Origin of the sequence: Nioella sp. MMSF_3534, assembly GCF_030732985.1 — a bacterium.
Taxonomy (GTDB): domain Bacteria; phylum Pseudomonadota; class Alphaproteobacteria; order Rhodobacterales; family Rhodobacteraceae; genus Nioella.
The window spans coordinates 20,123-42,482 of record NZ_JASHJX010000024.1 but is presented as its reverse complement, the minus strand read 5'-3'; the positions used below and the strand labels follow the sequence as shown (position 1 = coordinate 42,482).

27 protein-coding genes and 1 pseudogene are annotated in these 22,360 nt (G+C 62.1%); 15 read left to right on the top strand and 13 right to left on the bottom strand.

Features of this window, described 5'->3' with window-relative positions; translation table 11 throughout:
- Positions 1-17: 17 nt before the first annotated feature.
- Positions 18-1,883 (bottom strand): cation:proton antiporter, encoded by a 1,866-nt coding sequence (locus RBB16_RS11620; RefSeq protein ID WP_306046330.1) that lies wholly within the window; start codon positions 1,881-1,883, stop codon positions 18-20.
- A 220-nt stretch (positions 1,884-2,103) separates the two neighbouring features.
- Between RBB16_RS11620 and RBB16_RS11615 the strand changes: the two genes are divergently transcribed.
- Together RBB16_RS11615 and RBB16_RS20690 are read left to right on the top strand one after the other, a co-directional pair.
- Positions 2,104-2,760, top strand: coding sequence for an OmpA family protein (locus RBB16_RS11615; protein WP_306046329.1), 657 nt, complete (start codon positions 2,104-2,106; stop codon positions 2,758-2,760).
- 67 nt (positions 2,761-2,827) lie between these two features.
- Positions 2,828-3,037: pseudogene (locus tag RBB16_RS20690) on the top strand (FadR/GntR family transcriptional regulator); the annotation flags it as partial.
- A gap of 5 nt (positions 3,038-3,042) precedes the next feature.
- On the opposite strand, the gene RBB16_RS20685 reads toward RBB16_RS20690, so the two are convergent.
- The gene (locus tag RBB16_RS20685; protein ID WP_227434910.1) at positions 3,043-3,087 is read right to left on the bottom strand and encodes an LPKTxAVK-anchored surface protein; all 45 of its coding nucleotides are present in this window, start codon (positions 3,085-3,087) and stop codon (positions 3,043-3,045) included.
- Between RBB16_RS20685 and RBB16_RS11610 the strand changes: the two genes are divergently transcribed.
- The 5 genes from RBB16_RS11610 (at position 3,083) to RBB16_RS11590 (ending at position 7,114) form a co-directional block, all read left to right on the top strand.
- Complete coding sequence (locus RBB16_RS11610) at positions 3,083-3,595, top strand: FCD domain-containing protein (protein ID WP_371931241.1); 513 nt, start codon at positions 3,083-3,085, stop codon at positions 3,593-3,595. The two genes, RBB16_RS20685 and RBB16_RS11610, sit on opposite strands and share 5 nt — an antisense overlap.
- 56 nt (positions 3,596-3,651) lie before the next feature.
- Positions 3,652-4,305: an imm11 family protein gene (locus RBB16_RS11605; RefSeq protein WP_306046327.1), complete on the top strand. Its 654-nt coding sequence runs from the start codon at positions 3,652-3,654 to the stop codon at positions 4,303-4,305.
- A 272-nt stretch (positions 4,306-4,577) separates the two neighbouring features.
- The gene (locus tag RBB16_RS11600) at positions 4,578-5,510 is read left to right on the top strand and encodes an IS1595 family transposase (protein WP_306046326.1); all 933 of its coding nucleotides are present in this window, start codon (positions 4,578-4,580) and stop codon (positions 5,508-5,510) included.
- The gene (locus tag RBB16_RS11595) at positions 5,503-6,444 is read left to right on the top strand and encodes a P63C domain-containing protein (RefSeq protein ID WP_306046325.1); all 942 of its coding nucleotides are present in this window, start codon (positions 5,503-5,505) and stop codon (positions 6,442-6,444) included. Before RBB16_RS11600 ends, RBB16_RS11595 begins: the two co-directional genes overlap by 8 nt.
- 16 nt (positions 6,445-6,460) lie before the next feature.
- Positions 6,461-7,114, top strand: coding sequence for a DUF3800 domain-containing protein (locus RBB16_RS11590; RefSeq protein ID WP_306046324.1), 654 nt, complete (start codon positions 6,461-6,463; stop codon positions 7,112-7,114).
- Between the two features lie 358 nt (positions 7,115-7,472).
- Here RBB16_RS11590 and RBB16_RS11585 read toward each other — a convergent pair whose 3' ends face one another.
- On the bottom strand, positions 7,473-8,510 hold the full coding sequence (locus RBB16_RS11585; protein ID WP_306046323.1) for a sulfotransferase: 1,038 nt from the start codon (positions 8,508-8,510) through the stop codon (positions 7,473-7,475).
- Positions 8,511-8,670: 160 nt separating this feature from the next.
- On the opposite strand from RBB16_RS11585, the gene RBB16_RS11580 reads away from it, so the two are divergent.
- From RBB16_RS11580 to RBB16_RS11565, 4 genes are all read left to right on the top strand, one after another.
- Complete coding sequence (locus tag RBB16_RS11580; protein WP_306046322.1) at positions 8,671-9,207, top strand: hypothetical protein; 537 nt, start codon at positions 8,671-8,673, stop codon at positions 9,205-9,207.
- Positions 9,208-9,270: 63 nt separating this feature from the next.
- Entirely contained in the window at positions 9,271-9,540 is a 270-nt protein-coding gene (locus RBB16_RS11575; protein ID WP_306046321.1) for a hypothetical protein, read from the top strand.
- A 7-nt stretch (positions 9,541-9,547) separates the two neighbouring features.
- Positions 9,548-9,859: a hypothetical protein gene (locus tag RBB16_RS11570; protein WP_306046320.1), complete on the top strand. Its 312-nt coding sequence runs from the start codon at positions 9,548-9,550 to the stop codon at positions 9,857-9,859.
- Positions 9,860-9,980: 121 nt separating this feature from the next.
- Complete coding sequence (locus RBB16_RS11565; protein ID WP_306046319.1) at positions 9,981-10,367, top strand: hypothetical protein; 387 nt, start codon at positions 9,981-9,983, stop codon at positions 10,365-10,367.
- 42 nt (positions 10,368-10,409) lie between these two features.
- On the opposite strand, the gene RBB16_RS11560 is transcribed toward RBB16_RS11565, so the two are convergent.
- The 7 genes from RBB16_RS11560 to RBB16_RS11530 all read right to left on the bottom strand — a co-directional run bounded on the left by RBB16_RS11560 (position 10,410) and on the right by RBB16_RS11530 (position 14,211).
- A complete protein-coding gene (locus tag RBB16_RS11560) occupies positions 10,410-11,225 on the bottom strand; it encodes a sugar phosphate isomerase/epimerase family protein (protein WP_306046318.1) in 816 nt (271 codons plus the stop codon).
- A gap of 66 nt (positions 11,226-11,291) precedes the next feature.
- Positions 11,292-11,597, bottom strand: coding sequence for a zf-TFIIB domain-containing protein (locus RBB16_RS11555; RefSeq protein WP_306046317.1), 306 nt, complete (start codon positions 11,595-11,597; stop codon positions 11,292-11,294).
- 92 nt (positions 11,598-11,689) lie between these two features.
- Positions 11,690-12,283 (bottom strand): rhodanese-like domain-containing protein, encoded by a 594-nt coding sequence (locus RBB16_RS11550; protein WP_306046316.1) that lies wholly within the window; start codon positions 12,281-12,283, stop codon positions 11,690-11,692.
- 74 nt (positions 12,284-12,357) lie between these two features.
- Positions 12,358-12,633 (bottom strand): DUF5665 domain-containing protein, encoded by a 276-nt coding sequence (locus tag RBB16_RS11545; protein ID WP_306046315.1) that lies wholly within the window; start codon positions 12,631-12,633, stop codon positions 12,358-12,360.
- Positions 12,630-12,950, bottom strand: a complete 321-nt coding sequence (locus RBB16_RS11540) for an antibiotic biosynthesis monooxygenase (RefSeq protein ID WP_071689007.1) — start codon at positions 12,948-12,950, stop codon at positions 12,630-12,632. The genes RBB16_RS11545 and RBB16_RS11540 overlap by 4 nt, the downstream gene beginning before the upstream one ends.
- Before the next feature lie 199 nt (positions 12,951-13,149).
- Complete coding sequence (locus RBB16_RS11535; RefSeq protein ID WP_306046314.1) at positions 13,150-13,593, bottom strand: hypothetical protein; 444 nt, start codon at positions 13,591-13,593, stop codon at positions 13,150-13,152.
- A gap of 144 nt (positions 13,594-13,737) precedes the next feature.
- Entirely contained in the window at positions 13,738-14,211 is a 474-nt protein-coding gene (locus RBB16_RS11530) for a tRNA (cytidine(34)-2'-O)-methyltransferase (protein ID WP_306046313.1), read from the bottom strand.
- A 148-nt stretch (positions 14,212-14,359) separates the two neighbouring features.
- Between RBB16_RS11530 and RBB16_RS11525 the strand changes: the two genes are divergently transcribed.
- The 3 genes from RBB16_RS11525 to RBB16_RS11515 all read left to right on the top strand — a co-directional run bounded on the left by RBB16_RS11525 (position 14,360) and on the right by RBB16_RS11515 (position 16,230).
- Positions 14,360-15,070 (top strand): hypothetical protein, encoded by a 711-nt coding sequence (locus RBB16_RS11525; protein WP_306046312.1) that lies wholly within the window; start codon positions 14,360-14,362, stop codon positions 15,068-15,070.
- A gap of 64 nt (positions 15,071-15,134) precedes the next feature.
- Positions 15,135-15,614 (top strand): pyridoxamine 5-phosphate oxidase, encoded by a 480-nt coding sequence (locus tag RBB16_RS11520; protein WP_306046311.1) that lies wholly within the window; start codon positions 15,135-15,137, stop codon positions 15,612-15,614.
- A 76-nt stretch (positions 15,615-15,690) separates the two neighbouring features.
- Positions 15,691-16,230: a hypothetical protein gene (locus RBB16_RS11515; RefSeq protein ID WP_071689012.1), complete on the top strand. Its 540-nt coding sequence runs from the start codon at positions 15,691-15,693 to the stop codon at positions 16,228-16,230.
- A 4-nt stretch (positions 16,231-16,234) separates the two neighbouring features.
- Here the strand turns inward: RBB16_RS11515 and RBB16_RS11510 are convergent, their stop codons facing one another.
- Together RBB16_RS11510 and RBB16_RS11505 are read right to left on the bottom strand one after the other, a co-directional pair.
- On the bottom strand, positions 16,235-18,532 hold the full coding sequence (locus RBB16_RS11510) for a glycosyl hydrolase family 28-related protein (RefSeq protein ID WP_306046310.1): 2,298 nt from the start codon (positions 18,530-18,532) through the stop codon (positions 16,235-16,237).
- Between the two features lie 186 nt (positions 18,533-18,718).
- The gene (locus tag RBB16_RS11505) at positions 18,719-19,132 is read right to left on the bottom strand and encodes a DUF4864 domain-containing protein (protein ID WP_306046309.1); all 414 of its coding nucleotides are present in this window, start codon (positions 19,130-19,132) and stop codon (positions 18,719-18,721) included.
- A gap of 450 nt (positions 19,133-19,582) precedes the next feature.
- On the opposite strand from RBB16_RS11505, the gene RBB16_RS11500 reads away from it, so the two are divergent.
- Complete coding sequence (locus tag RBB16_RS11500) at positions 19,583-21,274, top strand: acyl-CoA dehydrogenase family protein (protein ID WP_306046308.1); 1,692 nt, start codon at positions 19,583-19,585, stop codon at positions 21,272-21,274.
- Positions 21,275-21,339: 65 nt separating this feature from the next.
- Here the strand turns inward: RBB16_RS11500 and RBB16_RS11495 are convergent, their stop codons facing one another.
- On the bottom strand, positions 21,340-22,311 hold the full coding sequence (locus RBB16_RS11495) for an SLAC1 anion channel family protein (protein WP_306046307.1): 972 nt from the start codon (positions 22,309-22,311) through the stop codon (positions 21,340-21,342).
- Positions 22,312-22,360: the final 49 nt, after the last annotated feature.

Here is a 22,360-nt window from a genome sequence, read left to right as displayed (position 1 = left end):
AAACGAAACCCCTTGTGCTATCCGCCCTCCCTGATCCGGGCCATCTCGGCGCTCAGCGCCTGTTCGAATTCCTCCCGGAATTCGGCCACCCGCGCGATATATTCCTCGTTTTCATGCGGGGGCACGTCCAGCCGGTGGACGTCAGCGACACGGATCATCGCCTCGCGGTCCTGGGCGTTGAACGCCGCAATCATCGCTTCGGACCGCTCTCGGTCGGTCCCGAAGGCTTCGATCATCGAGCGGCCCATGCGCAGGCTGCTGTCATAGGTTTCGCGGATGATATCGCGGCAGCCATGCTGCCAGAGGTCATAGACATGGTCGCGGTCGGTCGCCCGCGCAATCACATGGACATTGGGATAGGTCGAGGTGACATGGTGGACGATCTGGGTGATCCCCTCGCGGTCATCAATGGCCACCACCAGCACCCTGGCCTCGGCGATCCCCGCCGCGTGCAGCAGGTCGGGCCGGGTCGCATCGCCATAGAAAATCCGCGCGCCAAAGCGGGCCATGATGTCGAGCCTGCGGGACGAATAGTCGATCACCGTCGTCTGATAGCCCGCCGCCCGCGCGATCCGGTCCACAAGCCCGCCGATCCGGCCCGCGCCCGCGATGATGACGTTGGAGCCTTCGGGCATCTCGTCCGCGTCCCGTTCGGCTTCATGGGTAAAACGGGGACGGATCACCTTGTCGTAAAGGATGAAAAGCGCCGGGGTCAGCAGCATCGACAGCGCCACCACCAGCAGCAGCTGATCGGCCAGCGGTCCGGGAATGACCGCATTGGCCACGGTGAAGGACAGCAGGACAAAGCCGAACTCCCCCGCCTGCGCCAGCCCGAGCGCGAAGAGCCATTTGTCCGCACCCCGCAGCTTGAAAAGATAGGCCAAAACCAGCAGCACAGCCACTTTCAACGCCATCAGCCCGAGTGTCAGGGCGACCGTGGTGCCGAGGTTCTCCGCCAGCAGAGCAAAATTGATCCCCGCCCCCACGGTCATGAAGAAGAGGCCAAGCAGCAGGCCCCGGAACGGGTCGATATCGCTTTCCAGCTCGTGCCGGTAAGGCGAATTGGCCAGAACAACGCCCGCAAGGAAGGTGCCAAGCGCCGGTGACAGCCCGACCAGCGACATCAGCAGCGCGATGCCGATCACCATCATCAGGGCGGTTGCCGTGAACAGCTCCCGCAGATTGGCGACCGAGATGAAGCGGAAAATCGGCGTGGTCAGGTAGTTGCCGCCCACCACCACCGCCCCGATCGCCCCAAGGGTCACAAGCGCCGTCTGCCAGCCCGAAAGCCCGTCAACAAGGCTGAGGCCCGGACCGTGGCCGTCTTCTGCCCCGTGTCCGGCCCCGTGGCTCAGCGCCTCGACCAGCTCTGGCATCGCCAGCAGCGGGATGAACGCCAGCATGGGGATCACCGCGATATCCTGCGTCAGCAGCACCGCGAAAGAGGATTGCCCGCCATCGGACCGCATCAGCCCCTTTTCGTTCAGCGTTTGCAGAACGATCGCGGTGGAGGACAGCGCGAAGACCAGCCCGATTGCCAGCGCCACCGACCAGGGTTGCCCGAAGGCCAATGCCACGGCCATCACCGCGACCGTCGTCAGCCCGACCTGCCCGCCACCAAGCCCCAGAAGCTGCGCGCGCATGGACCAGAGGTTCTTCGGCTCCAGCTCCAGCCCGACGAGGAACAGCATCATCACCACGCCGAATTCCGCGAAATGCTGGATCGAGATCACATCCACATGCAGCAGCGCCAGAACCGGGCTGATGACGATCCCCGCAATCAGGTAGCCCAGAACCGACCCAAGCCCGAGCCGCGACGCAATGGGAACGGCGACGACACCGGCCACAAGGAAGATGAAGGCGAGAAGCAGAAAATCGGTCATGGAGGTTCCCCGTCTGACGACTCCCACGTTAGGGCCACCCTGAGCGAATGCAACTGGCGACTGCCGATTCCATCATTCGTATCCAGCCAGATCGAACCGCCAGATGTGCGCGGGTTTCCGCCACACGGCAGTTTAGCGCTGCCACGGCGAAAAACCGCTGCTATAGTCTTGCCGAAACCCCGCATCAGACCGGGTCCGACCTATTGGGAAAGGCAGCCATATGAACACCCCCTTCCGCATTCTCACTCTCAGCCTTGTATCGGCCATGGGCCTAGCCGCCTGTGAACCGGCCTATCTTCAGGACCCGAACCAGAACCGCACCCGTGACGGGGCCATCATCGGCGGGATGCTGGGGGCCTTTCTCGGGGCGGCGGCGGATGATGACAACCGGGGCCGCAATGCCGTGCTCGGCGCTGCGGCGGGGGCGGCTCTCGGCGGGGCAATCGGCTATTCGCTGGATCAGCAGGCCGCCGATCTGCGCGCCTCGATGGCCAATGAGAACATCGTCATCGACAACCGGGGCGATCACCTGATGGTCACCATGCCCGATGGTATCCTCTTTGACACCGACAGCGCCGCGATCCGGGCGGGCCTTCAGGCCGACCTGCGCGCCATGGCCCGCAACCTGCAGCAATACCCCGCCTCGACCGTGGACGTGATCGGCCATACCGACAACACCGGGTCCGCCGAATACAACCAGGATCTTTCGGCCCGCCGCGCCAGCGCCGTGGCCGGGGTGCTTCTGGAACAGGGCGTCGATCCGGCCCGCGTGCGCAGCTTTGGCCGGGGCGAGAACGAACCGGTGGCGACGAACCTGACACCCGAGGGCCGTCAGCAGAACCGCCGGGTCGAGATCATCATCCGCCCGACCAGCTAAGCAGACGCTTTTTCTGGACTTCCCTCGATCTGGTCATTTAACCTGACCAATCAGAGGGAGGTCCACCATGCCATTCCAGCGCATCGACGCAGAGAAGCTGTCGCAATCCGTTGTTCGCCAGATCGAGCAGCTGATCCTGCGGGGTATCCTGCGCCCCGGTGAACGCCTGCCATCCGAGCGGGAACTGTCGGAACGGCTCGGCGTGTCGCGCCCCAGTCTGCGCGAGGCGATTGCCGAATTGCAGGACCGTGGCCTGCTGGCGACCCGTGCCGGGGCTGGCATCTATGTGGCCGATGTTCTGGGCAGCGCCTTCTCCCCCGCCCTGATCCGCCTCTTCGCGTCCCATGATCAGGCGGTTCTGGACTATATCGGCTTCCGCCGCGACCTGGAGGGTGTCGCCGCCGCCCGCGCCGCCGAGGCGGGCACCGATACCGATCTCAAGGTCATCGACACGATCTTTCATAAGATGGAACAGGCCCACAGCAAGCGGAACCCGTCCGACGAGGCCGAATTGGATGCGCAGTTCCACCTCGCCATCATCGAGGCCAGCCATAACGTGATCATGCTGCACATGATGCGGTCTATGTTCGACCTGCTGAAAGAGGGCGTGTTCTACAACCGGCAGGTCATGTTCAAACAGCGCAACACCCGCGATATCCTGCTGGAACACCACCGCGCCATCAACGACGCCATCCAGGCCCGCGACCCCGACGCCGCGCGAGAGGCGGTGAACATCCACCTGACCTTTGTCGAAGACGCGCTGGACCTGCAAAACAAGATCGCCAAGAACGAAGAAATCGCCAAACTGCGCTACGCGCATGAAAAGGATCGGTAGGGCCAGCGACAGTTTGGTGGCGAGACCCTCGAAACGTGGAGTCGGAGAGGTAACAAGTGACTTGGGTTTTTAATCGTTCCGTGAACGATAATGTGTTGATTGCCGGTGGTTTTTTTGAGGCAAGGAAGCCTCATCCGGATTGGTTAAGATATAACAAAGTTTCCATTGTTCTCGGCGAAGGTTCCCGGCCACTTTCCGAAGAAGAAATGCCACGACAATTTCGCATCGAAGAAAAACGCGAGCTTCCCGACATGTTTATGGCCAGTAGCGGGAAATGGGTTGTGTCAGATGCCGCCCGCCAGATCATCGAAGAGCTCGACCCAGGGCTTCACCAGTTCTTTTCCATCGATGTCCAGTTCCGGGATGGAACCGCACCCGACGGCGCGTGGTACGCGATGAATATCACCACGCTCAAGAAGGAAATGATCGATTCGGAGTCGGCGATCAAGCACATCGTCACAAAAGATCAAACATTCACGAGCAAGAGCGGAGTCACCAAGACCTACAAGGGCCATGAGATGTTTCTCGTAGACTTCGACGCCAAACGCATCACCGTTGGACCAGACGCTGATGACGGCGCAAATCTATGGCGGGAGAAGGGTCATCAGAGAGACCTCATCCTGTTTTCAGACAAGCTTTACGATGCCTTGCAAGAGGCCGGCCTGACGACAGCAAAGAAATTCCGCGCGCGGCTCTCCTCCGAACCCTGAAGCGGTCTCCGGTGCCCCACGCCAGCGAACTGCCCGCATATTCGCTCCCCTTCAGCCCGTCGCAGGACTTGGCGCGGGCGAACGCCTCGTCCCTCTCGTGAAGCCTCGCGAACGGAAGCGAACCTGCATGACGCGTTTCAAGGGCGGTGGCGACGCGGTTTCGAAACCGCGTAAAAAGGGCTTTCGAAAGGGGTCTATATACTTAACTAGCCAAAAAGCACTTGCGCCACGTGGCTAGTTAAGCTACAAGGGTTTTGCAAGGAGCGAAGCCCATGACCAAAGACAAGCCTGAAACCATTTCCACTTTCGAGTTCTTCCAGAAGTTCCCGAATGAGGAAGCCGCCCGCAAGTTCTTCGAGGGCAAGCGTTGGGGCGAAGAGCCTGTTTGCGGTCATTGCGGTTCGGCCAACGCGGTTGAGTGCAAAGACCACAAGCCCATGCCCTACCGCTGCAAGGACTGTCGGAAGCATTTCAGCGTCCGCACGGGCACCGTTCTTGCAGAAAGCCGCCTTCCCCTGCAGAAATGGCTTCTGGCGATCTACATGCTCACCAGCGCCCGCAAGGGCATCCCCAGCACTCAGATGGCCCGCGAATTGGGTGTAACCCAGAAAACCGCATGGTTTCTTGCACAGCGCATCCGCGAAACTTGGCTCAAGGATCGTGACGACCACATGGATGGTCAGATGCAGGTTGATGAAACCTATGTCGGTGGCAAGGAGAAGAACCGCCACGCCAGCAAGAAACTCAAGGCTGGCCGTGGTACGGCTGGCAAAACTGCGGTTGTAGGCGCGCGGTCTGAGAGTGGAGAGGTTCGCGCCAAAGTAATTCAGGACACCAAGGCAGTTACGCTACAGGGCTTCATTCAAGAACACGCTGAACCCGGCGCGACCGTTGTCACCGATTGGAATGGTGGCTACATCGGGCTTGAACGCCACGGCTTTGAGCATATCCGCGTCAATCATTCGGCTGGCGAGTACATCAAAGACATGGCGCACACCAACGGCATCGAAAGCTTCTGGTCGCTCCTGAAGCGCGGCTACGTCGGCATCTATCACTACATGAGCGTGAAGCACCTGCATCGCTATGTGAAGGAATACCAGTTCCGCCACAACACCGCCCACGTGGGCACCATGGACTTCATCGGAATGACTATCGAGCGCATGGCCGAAAAACGCCTGACCTACAAAGGACTGATCAATGGCTGACAAGAAAGACACAGTCCACCCTATCGACGCGACCTTTGACGAGGTTGCCGATGCGGTAATTTCCCCATCTGAGGTAACGATACCTCGACACGATTTGCCGTTCGCAAAGTGGAGAGGGAAGATAGACCTCGGCGGTGATGAACTGGATGTGTACGTTCTTAATACCGAAGACCGTGTGTTGGCGCTTCGTAGTGCGGTCAAATCAATAGCAAATGCCGACAGCGGTGACCTGGCCAAATTCACGGGGGTTTCAAGCCTAAAACCATATATTAACAACGACTTAATCCTGGCCGAACTTAGGGAATTTTCGATACCTGGGACGCAGTTTACTGGTCGGGGAATGACCACGGAACATTTTGAGATGATTGTTCGCGGTTACGTGCAGGCATTGTACGAGGGCGCCAATTTAACGGATCGCCAAAGGGAGATCGCTATCAAGTGCGCAGTTCTCACCGCAGGCCTTACCAGAACGGGTTTAGATGCCCTTATAGACGAAGCCACCGGCTACCAATACGAACGCGCAGAAGACGCCCTGCAGGTCAAACTCAGGGCCTTCATCGCCGATGAGTTGCGGGATTGGGAAAAGACATTCCCCGACGAGCTTTGGGAAGAATTTGGTCGCCTGACTGGCTGGGAAACCCCCCTTCAATCTCGGCCAAAATGGTGGGGCAAATTGGTCATCGAAATGATATATGACACTCTTGATCCAGACGTTGCAGAGTACTTGAAAGAAAACAAACCACCACCGGGCATTCACTGGCACCGCCAACTGACCGAGAATATTGGTGTAAGGCAGCTTGTGTCGCGTTGTTGGGAGGTCATTGGTATGGCAAAGACTTGTGACGACATTCACGAATTGCGCCAGCGCGTTGCCCAACACTATGGAAAAAAGCCGATGCAGTATGTGATGTACTTGAAGCCGCCGCAGGGCTGAGAGGGATTCGACTGTTTTGGCAAAGAAATACCTTTTTGCGGATGAGGCCGGATGCTTCACGTTTAAGCGCGGCCCGAACATATCCGACTACTTTATCATCTGCACCGTCACTTTATCCGATCTGAGTGTCGCTGCGGACTTGGTTAAATTGCGGCGCAAGATGGTATGGGGCAAGGAACCTGTCTCAGATTATTTCCACGCCACCACAGACAAGCAGGAAGTCCGAGATCAGGTATTCGATGTGATCATGGGGCATGACGTAAGGATACAAGCTACAATATGTGAAAAGGCCAAAGCGCAGCCGAAAATCACAACCAGCAAATCGCGATTTTACAAGTACCCATGGTTCTACCAGTTCAAGCACGCCATTGCCCCGCACCTAAGCAGCGGTGATGATCTTCTTGTTACAGCGGCATCCATCGGCACGAAGAAAGAGCGGATGACATTCTGCAAGGAGCTAGACGATGTGATGTCGCAGACCGTCAGAGCGAACTGGGCGGTAGATTTCAGGCCATCCCAGTGTGACCCATGCCTCCAGGTTGCTGACTACTGCGCATGGGCCATACAGAGGAAATGGGAGCGCGGCGACACTCGGTCTTACGACCTGATTAAGCATCAGATCACATATGAGTACGATCTGTGGAAGAAAGGCACGACTAAGTACTATTAAGGTGAGCAGCCCGCCATATCGGCGATCTTGGCTATCACGAGGAGGCCCAGGGGCCGTTCACCAAGCAAGGGCTGCACACGTGAGGTAGCACGTCAGTGTTACCTTTTCAAGAATCCTCGTGCTGGCTAGCTAAGTATATAGGCCCCTTTCGAAAGCCCTTCCCCGCGCCTCCGGCGACCCGCCCGCAAAGCCGCTGCCGGTCTGCCAATCGCAAGGCGCGCCCTTCAGGTCCAGCTACAGCCCGGTGCGGTCGCGGCAAGGGGCGCGGGAGAGGCCCTTGAACTGGGTCGCCCGCCCGGCCCCGCCTTCTCGGCAACAGAGCCGATCCTCCCAGAGCCGCGCGAGCAGGCCCTCTTGCCTATCGGGCCCGCCTGTTGCGCAGGAATTCCCCGAACCAGCGAAGGGCATCGCGGGCCTCTTCCATCGGGCCGACCGGGGCGGACAGGGCATATCCCATGCGCGCCATGAACCGGTGCAGCCTGCGTTCGATGCAGCGCTGATCCTCTGCCGACAACTGGTCCCGCGCGATAGCGCTGTTGCGGAACACGCGGTCTTTCACAACCCCGCGCGAGGAGTTTCCAAGCCACGGCTGGCCGTTCTTCGTCGGCTCCAGCATAGACGCATGAAAGGGGACGCCGATGAACTCCGCCAACTGCTGCATCACCGCCTCGGTATCCGCCGTCAACCTGTCATAATCCAGAACGAACAACTGATCCGCCGGGTAAATCGCCCACAGGCGCAGCCGCTTGCGGACAGTGCGCGCGAAGGCCCCCGCGGATTGCGGCCTGTGGTCATACATCCGGGCGACATTCAGAAGCGACAGGTAATGTTCCATCGGGTCACGGGTGCACTGGATGAACCGCCCCCGCGGGCCAAGCATCCGGCGCCATTTTCGCGCGAACCGTTCATTATGCGGGGCCTTGCAGACGAAGTGGAGCCGCCCCTCCGGGATCGCCCGGCCCATGGCCAGCAGATAGGCGCCGATCACGACCCGAAACCGGGACAACGGCACCGAATGGGCGGCAAACCCATCGACGATCAGCCGTTCGAACAGGTCCCAGTCGAACATGGAATAATCCATGCTGCCAAATCCGGTGCCGCCATGCGCGGTATAGTCGGTCAGGCTGTAATCGGTCTTGCCGCTGGCCAGCCGCCGGGTGTTTTCATTGTCCAGGAACTTGCGGGCCGCGCGGGCTGCATCCCGCCTGTCGGCCTTCATGTGGAAAAAGCGCAGCTCCTCCGGGAAGGTCACCAGATCGGGGTGGCCGTCCAGCAGGGTCAGCGGCAGGGTGGTGCCGGTCTTGGCCATGCCGCCGATCACGGTCGCCATCAGATCGACGGAAAAGATCGGCTCCAGCAGTTCGAGGCTGGATCTTGCGTGATCCTGTGGCGGCAAAACAGGCCCTCCCGATCGGTGTCCGGTCATGGTTCGGCCTCGACCTAGCAGAGGCCAGAGGGCCGGGCTAGCCCGGAAATCCGGGGGCAACCGGGCCTTGCCATCGCAGCCTTCGCAACCTTGCGGCGAAAAGGAAGCCGGGGCCGCGGCGGATCGCAGCGTGGGAAACAGGCCCCGGACGCCGGGCGTTCCCGACGGACCGAGGCAGGCAACCCGCCTGTCCGAAGGGGCCGTTCCCGCCGCCCGCGAACCCTGCTACCATCCCGCCATGCGTGCCCTGATCCTCCTCGCTCTTCTCACCTCTCCCGCCCATGCCTGGCAGGCGGGCAGCGAGGGGGCGATCTGTACGCTCCGCCATTCCGGTCCCGCCGCCGATGTCCGGCTCACCTATGACCCTGACGGGCCACTCTATTCCATCACCGTGACCACGCCCGCGCCATGGCCCGACGCGCCCGTCTTCGGCCTGCAGTTCGACGGGTCCCGCCCCAACATCATTACCACAACCCGGCACGAGCGGGACGAGACGGGCCACAGCCTGACGGTTACCGACAGCGGCTTCGGCAACGTGCTCGACGGGCTGGAATTCAATCGGACCGCCATCGCCTTCGCCGGACAGGGCCTTGCGCGGATCGACCTGACCGGGGCCGCGCCCGAGGTGCAGATCTTTCGTGCCTGCACCACCAGCCCCTCGGTCTAAACGAAAATTGAACCGCCGCGCCCGGTGCCGCGACCCATGGTCAGGAACCAAGGGAAGCCAACCATGCGCCGGATCGCCAGCCTTTTCTGCACCGCCCTCAATCTGGGCCTGACCGGCCCCGCCATCGCCCATACCGACGGCCCGGTTCTGGATGCCCCCGCCCCCGCAAGCCTCCACCTGCCCGCCGCGCTGGCCCAGGACACCCCCGCCTGTCACAGCGCCGTGTTTCGCGCGGGCCAGTATCCTGCCGATCCGCTGACCGTGGACAGCATCACCTGCCTCGATACCAGCTGCGACACCCGTGAAATCATCCTCTGCACCCTGACGGACTGACCGAGCCATGACCATGCAAGCCAATCCCCCCGCCCCCCTGCCCTGCTACGGCCAGATGATGCGCCGGATCATCTATGCGCTCTCTGCCCTGCAGGCTGTTTTGCTGGCCGTGGCGGTTCTGGTCTCGCATCGCTTCGCCATCGTGATGGCCGGACAGCCTTTGCCGCTTTGGATGGCCCTGGTGGCTGGCTTGGCGCTGTCGGCTCTGCTTGTGCCCGCACTTGCGCTTGCGCATTCCCGCGCCCACCAGCATCTGGGCATGGCTATGGCCCTGACCCCGCTGGCCGGTATGGCGGCCCTATCGGTCTATCTGAATTGACAGTCACAAATATAAGGAGCTTGCGTTAGTATTTCTGTAACGACTCGGCCCCATGCCGGTCGATTCCATCGGGCCCGGACCTGCCGCCGGGCCTGCACACGAGTTAATTGACGAGGTTATCATGCGCATCAAACTTGCCGCCCTTGCCCTTCTTCTGTCGGCCCCCGCCGCGCTGGCAGACCAGTTCATCGCCACATTTTCCAACCCGAGCCATCCGCGAAACCTGCGAATCGCAATCACTCAGCTCAATGCCAGCGGTGGCACGATCAGCACTGACAACCGCCGCCTTGCACGGGTCGGGCCGGACCGGTCCACCTGGGCCGTGATCCTAGATGGCAACGCCGCGCGCGTCTGCGTCACCCTGCGCGGCAATGAAACCGCGACCGATGCGACTGCGATGCTCTCTGGAGGTCGCTCGGAATCCGTCGCGATCACCAATAACGGTCGCCAGATGTGCCCGAATGCCGATCCCGGCGATATCGAGATCCTGCTGGTGAGTTTCGAGTAAGTCCTTGGGCCCGCGCACCGGTCGGGGCGCGGACCATGCCGCCTATTGCGCCAGCCCGAGCGTCTCCAGATGCGCGACGCTTTCCTCCACCCGGTCGAAATCGTTGATCTCGACGATCAGATGTGGCGCGGATTTGATGTTGCGCAGCGCCTGAAACACCGCCTCCCACACGATATTGCCACGCCCGATGGGCCAGTGGCGGTCGGCATAGCCGTCGGTATCCTGCAAATGGACATGGCCGAGGTGGTCCCCCGCCGCCGAAATATACCGATCCGCCGGTGGCGCACCGCAAACCCAATGCGCCCAGTGGGCGTGTCCGGTATCGACCGAGAGGCGCAGCGCGGGCGTGTCCGCCGCCGCGATCACCGCCGCCCGGTCGCGCGGGTCGGTGTCCTTGATGTTCTCCATCACCATCTCGACGCCCAGATCCTCGGCCCGTGCAATGGACGGTTTCAGCGTGTCCAGCACGGCGGCGACCCGGCGTTCCCGATCCTTCGGCCCGTTGTCCACATTGCAGGCATCCCACCCGTCATAGGGCGAGTGAATGACCATCTGCCGGGCATCCAGCGCCGCGCAGACATCCAGCGCCTGATCCAGCCGCTTTTGCACCACGGCGCGGATATCGCGGTCCTTCACGTCCAGCTCGAATCCGGCAAACGGCCCGTGAATACCAAGCCGCCCGGTCCAGCCATCCAGCTTGGCCTTGGCCATGTCGATGAATGGCTGCGCGTTGGCCAGAATATCGGCGAGGCAGAACTCCGGCAGTTCCAGGTCTCGGTTCTTCTCGAACAGCCAATCGCGGTGTTTGTCGAGGTCGAGCACGCTCAGCTGCGCGCCGACGATAGGCAGATCGGTCATGTCACCTCCCGTGTGGTTTGCCGGAAGTGTGGCAAAGAAAAGGGCGGCTGTCTGCCGCCCGTTTCATCAGAAGTCGAAGATATCGCCCAGGAACGACCCGATGCCGTCCTTCTTCTTGCGCCGATCGCCACTGTCGCGGTCGCGGTCGCGGTCGCGGTCGCGGTCGCGGTCGCGGTCGCGGTCGCTGCGGCTGCCACGCGCCGGGGCCTCACGCCAATGGCCTTCACGGTTGTCGACCAGCGCGCTGCGCTCGATGATCTTGTCCAACTCGCCCCGATCCAGCCAGACCCCCCGGCATGTGGGGCAATAGTCGATCTCGACCCCGCTGCGTTCGGTGATCACAAGGGCGGTTCCGTCAATCGGGCATTGCATGGGCGCGGGTCTCCTCCGGCGGGTTGATGTCCCCTTTCAGATAGGAACAAACCCGCCCGAAACAACGGGCATCCTGACGATTTCCGTCGGATTCAGCCACCCGCGACCGTCAGCCCCAACATCCGCCAGCCCTGCATGCCGGGGCGGTAATAGTGGATGCGCTCGGCCGGGTAGCCTGCCTCGATCATGCGGCGGATGGCGGTCGGCGACTGCCCGCACCACGGCCCGTTACAAAACAGCGCCACGTCGCGCGCACCCTCGCAATCCCAGCCATCGAAGTCGATTTCGCAGCCCAGTTCCCCAAGCCGATCCACCATCTCAGTGTAGGGCATGTTGACCGCGCCGGGGATGGTGCCCGCCTGGAACCAATCCGGCGTGCGGCTGTCGACCACGGTCATGCCGGGGTTCTGCAATGCCTCCAGCAGCTCCAGTTCGCCAATCGGGCTGACGCCGGGCGCCGGAATCATCGGCTGGATGCAGAAATTCGGACAGGGGCGAGAGGTGCGGCCCCACTCATCCTCGATCACGTGATCCGTGTCCTGAATACGGGATATCTCGCGCGGGCCGGATGCGGTTTCCACCGTGACGGACATCACATCCGGGGTGATCCCCACGGCATCCTGTGCCAGTACCGGGGCGGAAAGGGTCAATCCGATGATCAGGGCGGGAAGCAAACCGGGGCGCATGGGCGATCTCCATTTCAAATGCAATGATTTGAATATGAGGCTACGCGCGCACCCGCCCGGGCGCAAGCCCCGGCTCAGCGTCCGGCGGTGATCTCATCGGCGATCCGGGCCGCCCATTCGCCGATCACCGGGATGAAATCCACCTGGCTCAGCGAATAGACCACCGCCGACACCAGAAACGATGCCCCGATGACCGACCCAAGCCCGAAGGCCAGCCCGCGTCCGAAACTCAGCGCCAGCATCCGCCCCACCGTGCTCTGCGAGGTGAACAACCGGTGCCGGTTGATCACCGCCACTTCTTCGCGCAACTGCCGCAATTCGGTGCTGAGCGCGTCGTCGTCCTCGCTCAATTGAAGCTCTCCGCCACGTCATACATCACCGGCTCGAAGCTTTTGCACAGCTCGTTGATGGCGCGGTTCCTCTTGCGCATCTCGTCGCTGCGCAGCATCGCCTGAAAATCCTCTCGCCGCGTCCACTGGGAATAGTTGGCCACGCGCGTCTGCGCGTCATTCACATGCAGCCCCGCCGCGATGAAACCGGGCTGGTGAGAGATGAACTCCGAATAGGCCGAGGTCAGCGCATCCAGCAGATCCTGGCAGGTGCCCGGCGTGGTCTCGAAGGTGGTGATGACGGTCTGTAGGGCGGCGCCCTTGGTGATGGTCGGCATGGGAGATCCTCCTGTGACACCAGCCTAACAAGCGCGCCTTTCCGCGCCTAGGCCTTGATCGGGGTCAATCACCGGGCCATGGGCAGGAAAAAGGGGCCGCGCCTTGCGACACGACCCCCGGGGCAGAGCTACCCCCCAGGGTAGTCCAGACCTTCCTAACCGCACGGTTGGGCGCGGTCATGAAGGAATCACGCTGTTTTCATGGCGGGGACGCCGCGTCCATGAACCGGGCCCGGATCTCGGCGGCACGCAGGTTGCCATCGGGCACGGGAAGGCCACGCCGCGACATCTCTTCTTCGACGATCATCAGGAAATCAGCCCCGATCCGCGCATTCACCTCGCCAAGGGCCACGGCATACTGCGCCGCATAGGCCGCCAGCAGCACGTCATCCCCCGCTTCGGCGTAGTAGGCGGCCTGATCCCGCCGCCAGACCTCGTCGAAATAGGGATAGAGCGGCGCGGTCTCGGGCGCGGATCGCTCGATTGCCGTTTGCGGGGCCGGTGGCCGCTCATCCAGATCGGCGGTGAAGACCGAGTAGACCGCCAGCCCGAGGCCAAACACGCCCACAGCCAGAATCACCCAATCAAAGGTTGCTGCCCCGCTTTCGCGCGCAGCGAACCCGTCGGAACGCTTCGAAACCATTTACTCATACCCGTTCTAGGTCACTACCCGCCCAGCGTGGCGCAGCGATGGGGCAAGGCCTTGATCGGATTGTGGTTCTTTGCGGCTGTTTCGGGGAAAGGTCTGGCTGCTTCAGGGCAGCCCGCCACAGGGGTTAATCGTTTCTTAACGGGTGAATTGCCCGCGCAACGCCTGATAGACCACCGCTGTCGCCGCATTGGCGAGGTTGAGTGACCGGATATGCGGGCTGCGCATCGGCAGGTGGAAAATGCGATCCTCCATGCCTTGCAGGATCTCCGGTTGCAGCCCCTTGGTTTCGCGCCCGAAGATCAGATAGGCGTCGTCGGGATAGTCCGGCTCGTAAACGCTGCCAGCGCCGTGCTCCTCGAAGAAGAACAGCTTTTCGCGCGGCGGGGCGCGGTCATCCATGAACGCCTGCCAGCTGTCATATTCGCTCAGCCTCACATGTTTCCAGTAATCCAGCCCGGCGCGGCGCACAGCCTTGTCGTCGATGGAAAACCCGTAAGGCCGGATCAGGATCAGCTCCAGATCCAGCGCCACGCAGGTGCGCCCGATGGTGCCGGTATTGCCGGGGATCTCAGGCGTCACCAGCACCAGTTTCATGCGATTGTCTGTCACCGGTTTGTCCCGCCTTCATGTGCCGCGCCCGTCACTATCCGAAACCCTGCCGGTTTGGCCATGGCCCTCATCCTTTGACCGCATAGCGCAGAGAACCCGATTGGGGCGCGTTAGGGATACATTAACCAGATTGCGCGAGGCTTCTCTTATGCGCCCCGTGGTCATCCTAACCCTGCTCTTCTCGTGCCTTACGTCTGCGGTACAGGCAGGGGCATGGGCCCGACCACGCGGCGAGGTCTTCCTGTCCTTTTCCAGCAACCTCCATTCCAGCATCGAGGCATTGGCGGACGGCGTCGATGCGATGAGCCGCCATGATTCCGCCTATCTTGAATACGGCCTCGGCCGCCGATTGACATTCAGTGCCGAGATCGGACGCGGGCAGCATTCCCGCGAGTCCATGGGCCTTTTGCGCTACACGCTGACCCAACCAGACGCCCGGCTTCAGGTCGCCCTGGACTTTGGCGCCGGTCAGCGCAGCGCTGATGGTCAGGACAACAGCACGTTTGCCCGGCTTGGGTTGTCCCTCGGATACGGCTACGGGATCACACCGCCCGACTGGATGCCGATGGATCTTCAGGGGGGATGGATTGCGCTGGACGCCCATGCGGTCCGTGACTTGATCCGGCAGGAGGATCGCTGGAAGGTCGAGGCCACCTTCGGCCTGACTCTCTCGGAACGCTCCCGCTTCATGCTTCAGCTGGTGGCCGAGGAATGGGCCGGGCTTGACGTCACCTATGCGCTGAACCCCTCCTTCGTCTACCAGATCCGTGGCGGAACATCTGTAGAGCTTGGGATTAGAGCAATTCAGGGGGAGGATTTACAGCTCGGCTTGGAACTGGGATTCTGGCATCACTTCTGAACTTATGGCCATGTTTATTCAGAACCGCGCCGGTGGTATTCCCCTTGCAGGAGGGGCCCCCAACATGTCGAAACCCAAGCGGATGCTGCGTGAAACCGATGACGAGGCGCGCGCCGTCGGTCAGGACCTGCTGCGTAGGGCGCGGTTCGGTTCGCTCGGGGTGATCTGCCCCGACACGCAAAGCCCGATGGTTACCCGCGTCTCCGTCGGCACCGATGGCGATGGCACGCCGGTGACCCTGATTTCCGAACTGTCCCTGCATAGCCGGGCCCTTTTTCTCAACAATAACTGTTCCCTGCTGGTTGGCGAGCCGGGGCAGCGGGGCGATCCGCTGATCCATCCGCGCCTGACGCTGCAATGCCGGGCCGAGCCCGCAGACAAGAACGACCTCAAACCGCTCTACCTGTCGCAACACCCCAAGGCGACGCTCTACTACGACTTCAGTGATTTCCTGATGCTCCGTCTTCGCGTGACCGCCGCCCACCTCAATGGCGGGTTCGGCAAAGCCTATTGTTTGTCACCTTCTGACCTAAGACTTGTCTAAAAGGACAGGTTTTGTTGCCAAGGTAAGGTAAACGGTGCATCATATTGGTTAACGGCACCGTCATAAGGCCAGGATAATGAGCCACGCGGCAATCGACCCCGAACTTCCCGGCATCTGGATCATTCCGGGTGAGCAGACGACCTATGAAATCGATCAGGATGGCAATTATCACATTGCCGATCCCGCGCAGCCCCTGACCGTGGCCGCCGATGGCGCCGCGATGATCTGGGGCCGGACCCGGTTCGACCGGATCGGCGGGGACAGCGATGCCCCCATCGGGGCGTGGCACGACCGGGATCACGGGGACGAATGGCTGTTCCGCGAGGACGGGACCTACCTGCAACGCTGGTCCGACGGCGAACGCACCACCGGCATCTGGGTTCTGGATTCCGCAAACGGCACGCTCTGGACACGCGAATACCGGGGCCATCTGGAAACCGATGGCGCCCGGGTGAAGTTCCTTCTGCCCTCCGAGACCGCAGTTACTTACGGCTACACGGTCGATGCCGGGGCGTGGGCGTTGCTCGATCCGAACAGCTGGGAAAAGCTGGTGGAATACCGTCGCCCGCAGGATGAAGGGCCCGCGGCCCGCACCAGAAGCGGGGCCGCGGGCTGAGCCGTCAGACCGTATCGCAGCGCGCGGTCAGCTGGACCGAGCCATGCACCGGCTGCGACCAGTTCAGCCGCACCGACCCGCGCCCGACCCCATGCCGCGTCGTGGCATAGGGCATCGTGTAAACGGCCACGTTCGACACCGACCGCACCGCGCCCTCGGGCATCACCGCCACCGCCACGCGCGCCTCGGTCTCGAACGGCAGCCAGTCGCGCAGGTCGATTTCCCACACGTCGAGATCGCTGTTTTCCGTCACCTTCACCGTCACCGGGTTTTGCGAATTCTTGGTGATCCCGTGATAGACATTGCCCGTCATCAGGAAATTCGCGGTCCGGCTGCCATCGAGCGGCGCAATCGAGTCGTCCACGTCATCGACCGAATCCAGCGCCCCGCCATTGAGGTGCTTGAACACGTTGTCACAGATCGACAGTCCGTTGATGTAATGCCCCGGCCCGTGCGGCCGGATCAGGATGAAGTTCGACCAGCTGGCAATCCCGTTCGCGGTGAAGATATTGCCGTTGATCGTCAGGCCGCCAAAGGAAAACTCCCCCGACAGTTCCGGCGCCGGATCATGCTCATTGGCCCATTCGATATAGCTGTTGTCCACGTAGTTGCCGATGATCGTGGTCTTGACGTTGGTATTGGTCAGCACGATCCCGGCACTGATCTGGCCATCGGGCTCGTTATCCCCCTGGAACCAGTGATTTCCGGTGATCAGGTTGCCATTACCGCCGAACACTCCGAAATGGCGGAACTTCACCGCCCGGTTGTCGCGGATCTTGGTGTCGTTGGCATTGGTGTTGAAGGCAATGGTCGTTCGGTCCTGCACCCGCAACACCTGCTCGTTCGACAGGAACTGACAGCGGTCGATCAGCATCCCCGCGCAACCCTGGTCGCAAGAGGTAATCCCGCGATCCTTGGGGCCGGTGAAGAAACAGTCCTTCACATGGAAGATCAGCCCGCCACGCGGCAGCATGATGCCACTGGCCGCCCCGGCACACAGGAACTCGACGTCCTCCAGCACGAAGCGTTGCAGGTTCTCGAACCCCACGAAATCCATGATGTATTGGAACCGGGTGAAGGTATAGGTCTGGCTCGATGGCGGCACGCCCAGAGGCGAAGACAGGAACACCTGGTTGTTGGCGGCATTCACGTCACGCACATAGATCTCGCGCCCCACGCCCTGCGCAGCCGTCACCAGCGCGCCAATGGGGATCGACCCCGCATTGGTCACATTGTCCAGCCGGTCAGGGTTGGCCACGGTCCAGGTGCCCGTTGCGGTGTGCACCTCGTCATCCCAGTTGGCGCTCGGCAGGCAGCTGAACTGCCCGTTGCGGATCACCCGCCTGTTGGCATAGCTCACCTTGTTGCCCACAACGGCGGCCATGTCGATCGGCCCGTCCAGCTGCACCCGGCGCCCCATCATGTCCAGGCTTTCGTGGTCGCCATGGTTCAGCATCGCCTGAAAGGCCTTCTTGAACCCCTGCAACTCGTCGCCCCCGAACGCATCCGCATAGGCAGGCAGGTTGAAACTGCCGGCCAGCACCAGCCGGGCGCTGTCGGGCATGTCCAACTGGCCCTGAAAGCGCACCGGCGATTGCAGCGTCAGGTTCGACGCGATCCGATAGGTGCCCTCGCTGACCAACAACTCGCGCCCGGCCGCAGCTGTATCGGCGGCGGCAAAGGCTCCGGTGTCATCGGTCACGCCATCGCCCGCCGCGCCGAAATCCTTCACATCCACCCAGTCCATCATCTTGCGCAGGAAGACGTGGGTCACATCCTCGATCTTGACCGACTCGATTCGGATGGTGCCCCCGTTGCCGCCGGTCAGGTCCAGCCCGAAATGCCCATAGGCGGCATCCTCGCCCCAGGCCATGTCGACGCCGCCGCGATCCCCGATGCCGACAATCGCAGAGACGGTCACCACCTCACCATAGGCGGTCATCGCCGTTGTCGGCCCGACCTCCGTCACCCCCGCGACATGGGCGTTGTTGGCCTGCCCGGCCCACCCCGCGATCCGCACGGACGGGATGGCACCCGACAGCGACTTCACCCGTGCCGATATGCGCAGATAGAGCCCCGGCAGTATCGGCGTTTCCGCCATGTAGCGGATGCGCGTGGTCGTTTCGGTCTTCAGGATCTCCAGACAGGTGCCGAAATCCTGATCCGCCGGCACCAGCACGCCAAAGCCGGATGTGGCCCAGGTATCGGTGCCGGGTGTGCCGTCCTCCCGGCTCCAGACAGAGAGCCCCTCGGAAAATGCCGGCGGCATCAGGTTCAGCCCGTCGGTGATCACTTGGTTCATGTCAAACCCCTTTTGCGCATGCATGGGCAGAACCCACGCCTTCGACCCCTGCGGGCGGTGTCTGGCCCGAGGGATGTCTCGATTGTTCACGATATTCAGAGAGAAGCGCCGGGCGCTCCTTCAGGCCCGGTTGATGCCCAGACTTACAGGGCCAGGGTTAAAATGCGGTTAATCTTGCGGCAGGTTTCAGGCACCCAGATACTGCCCGCGCAGCACGGTCACACCCGCGATGCGCCAGCGCCCGTCGATCTGCACCATCTCGTAGTCCAGAACATGCGCGCCTCCGGCCGGGTCCAGAATCTGCACCCGCTGGACCAGCCTGTCGCCCTCCTCCCGCAATCCCAGGAAGGTCGTTTCCCCCGGCTGCCAGACCATCGGATAGCCGCGTTCCACCATCGCGCCGAAATACATGGGGTGCTGGAACATCTGCTGAATCGTCGGGCTGGCAAAGGTCCAGGCGGTAAAGACGTTGCCGGTTGAAAACGCATCCAGCTGGCTCTGGATGGTGCTCTCGATCTCCGGGTTCGCGGGCAGCCGCTCCTGCGCCGCCGCGCCAAGGGGCATCAGCATGAACATCACGGTGATAAGGAACATGCGCATGGTCGGCCTCCCGCCGGTTGTCCCACTCCTCTGCAAAGACCTAGCACGCAGCCCCGCCGCGTCCAGCGCCACACGCACACCCGCTTTCCGCGACCATGGCTTCTCCTTGCGAAAATACTCCCGCCGGAGGCAGACCACCGGTGCCACCTGCGCCCGGATCGGCTCTGATGCACCGCGCCCGCAACCCGTTCGTGGCAACGCGGCCCGAGGAGGGCCCCGCAAGGGCTTGACGAGGGCCGCTTCCCGGTCGACGCCGGCAGGCGGCGAAACCGTTTTCCGTATGCACGGGGGGTGTACGGGGGGTGTACAGGGGGTGTACGCATGGCGCCCCCGGATCGGGCCCTAGGCTTGCGACATAAATTGTCCAGAAATTATTCCCACACGAATTATTCTTGCGCTGCACCTGCAAAATGAATATCACCCTTGCAGCAAAACGACCGGAGAGATTCCATGCCGCATGACGGAGCGCCCATGCCCACAGATTCGCCCGAGGCCATCCTGCTGCCCGACCTGCTCACCCTGACTGCTGCCGCCATCGCGCCGGTCGAAACCCTGCTGGATGTCGCGACCACCAGACTGCGCGGGAAGGTCAGTCAAGACGGGCGTGTCTCTGGCAGAAAACTTGAGGAAAATCAGGTTGCTGCCCATGGTCTGGCCTGGCTCGCCACCTATGTGGAGGCGCTGCGCCAGATGCAGGCCTGGGCCGAGCGGCTCACCGCTGACGGCACATTCGGAGAGACCGAGGCGCTGCTGCATCAGATCGCATTCGGCGAATATCTCTGGCAGATCTATGGCGGCATCCCGATGAGCCAGGGCGAAATGCTGCGACCGCAAGATATCGGCCTCACCCAGGACGACCAGCGCGCCCTGATGACGCCCGAGATCATGACCCTGACCCAGTCCGGCAACACCCAGGCCGCACGCACGAAACTCGTTGAAATCATGCAGGAAATTGCGGGTTCGGACACGGTTGGCACGACCGGTCTCGACGATGAACTGGAAATGATCCGCGACCAGTTTTCCCGCTACGCCCGCGAACGCGTTGAACCCAATGCCCATGACTGGCACCTCAAGGATGAACTCATCCCGATGGAAATCATCGAGGAGCTGGCAGAGATGGGCGTATTCGGCCTGACCATCCCCGAGGAATACGGCGGTTTCGGCCTCTCCAAAGCCTCCATGGTCGTGGTCTCCGAGGAACTCAGCCGCGGCTATATCGGGGTCGGCTCGCTCGGGACACGGTCCGAAATCGCGGCGGAACTCATCATCTGTGGCGGCACGGAAGAGCAGAAAAATCAATGGCTTCCCAAGATCGCCAGCGGGGAGATTCTGCCCACGGCGGTGTTTACCGAACCCAATACCGGGTCCGATCTCGGGTCCTTGCGCACCCGCGCGGTCAAGACCGACGAAGGCTGGGAAATCACCGGCAACAAGACCTGGATCACCCACGCCGCGCGCACCCATGTGATGACGCTTCTGGCCCGCACCGACCCCGACACCACGGACCACCGGGGCCTCTCCATGTTCCTCGCCGAAAAGACCCCCGGCACAGACGAAAACCCCTTCCCGACCGAGGGCATGACAGGGGGCGAGATCGAAGTGCTCGGCTATCGCGGCATGAAGGAATACGAGCTTGGCTTCGACGGCTTCAAGGTGAAGGAAGAAAACCTTCTGGGTGGCCAGACCGGGCAGGGCTTCAAGCAGCTCATGCAGACGTTTGAGTCCGCCCGCATCCAGACCGCCGCCCGCGCCATTGGCGTCGCTCAGGCCGCGCTCGATGTGGCGATGCAGTATGCGCAGGACCGCAAGCAGTTCGGGAAGTCGCTGATCGAGTTTCCCCGCGTCTCCGGCAAGCTGGCCATGATGGCGGTGGAGATCATGATCGCCCGGCAACTGACCTATTATTCCGCCTGGCAGAAGGACCACGACAAGCGTTGTGACCTGGAGGCCGGGATGGCCAAGCTGCTCGGCGCCCGCGTGGCATGGGCGGCGGCGGATAACGGGCTACAAATCCATGGCGGCAACGGCTTTGCGCTGGAATACAAGATTTCCCGCATCCTCTGCGACGCGCGTATCCTCAATATCTTCGAGGGGGCTGCCGAAATTCAGGCGCAGGTGATCGCCCGCAGGCTTCTGGGCTGATCCTCACCCGATTGGCTCAAAGACGGCCCGCCCCTCACCCGGCGGGCCGTTTTCTTTTCAGGGCGTCACTCCGGCTGACAGATTTCGCCCGCCGTGATCGCCCTGATCGTGCGCAAGACCAGCCCGGCGATGATCACCACCAGCACCACCAGCAGCACGGTTCCGATGGTCTTATGCGCCGCAGACCCTGCCGCGCCCGCATAGACGAAACTGGCGATGGTGACGGCGGCAAAGGGGAAGCTCAGCGCCCAGAAGGACAAGGCGAAAGGCAGGCGGATGATACGGGGCAGCTGCATGGCAACCAGCAGGGTAAAGAAATAGGCCGCATTGAGCAGGATCAGCCCGAAAGGCCCGGCATCACCCGTCAGCCGCACCCAGGCCACGAAGGCCACGGCGGGCGGGGCAATCAGGATCACCAGCGTCGGCTGCAACCGGCCCGGCAGCGGATCGTGGAACACCAGCCGGTTGATCACCAGCGTCAGCAGCACGATCCAGAAGATCAGCCCGACCGACATGAAGTACCAGCTGAGGTGCACATAGCCCAGTTGCACCCCTGCAATCGGCACGATCACATTGCCCACGGCAGGGATGAACCACGCCGGCGACAATTGCCCATGCATGAAGGATCGCGTGCCGATCCAGCCGGACACAACCGCCAGCGTCAGCACCGCCTGCAAGGCCGCGCCAGCGAGCCACAGCGCTTGCGCCAGCGCCTCCGACCGGCTGAGGGACGCGGTTGCCAGCAGCAGCAGAGAGATCGAGATCGCCGGGAAAAAGGCCAGCTTTACCGGGTGATTCCATTCCGCCCGCACCGCCCCGCCGTGCCGCATCGCCTTGGCCGCGTAGAACATGGCGATGATCACGAACACCGCGATGGTCCCGAAATAGGCGATGTCAGAGGCCAGCGAGGACAGCCCGTAAGCCGTTTCCGCCGCATGCAGCGCCAATGCCAGACCGGACAGTCCCATGACGATGGCGAAGAAGGTGACGTGGAAATGCTCCAGCCGGGTGGCAGAGGGTGCGGTGGCATCGGACATGGGCGGGCTCCTGCGGGCAATGTTGCCTGTGTCAATTACATCGGAGCCA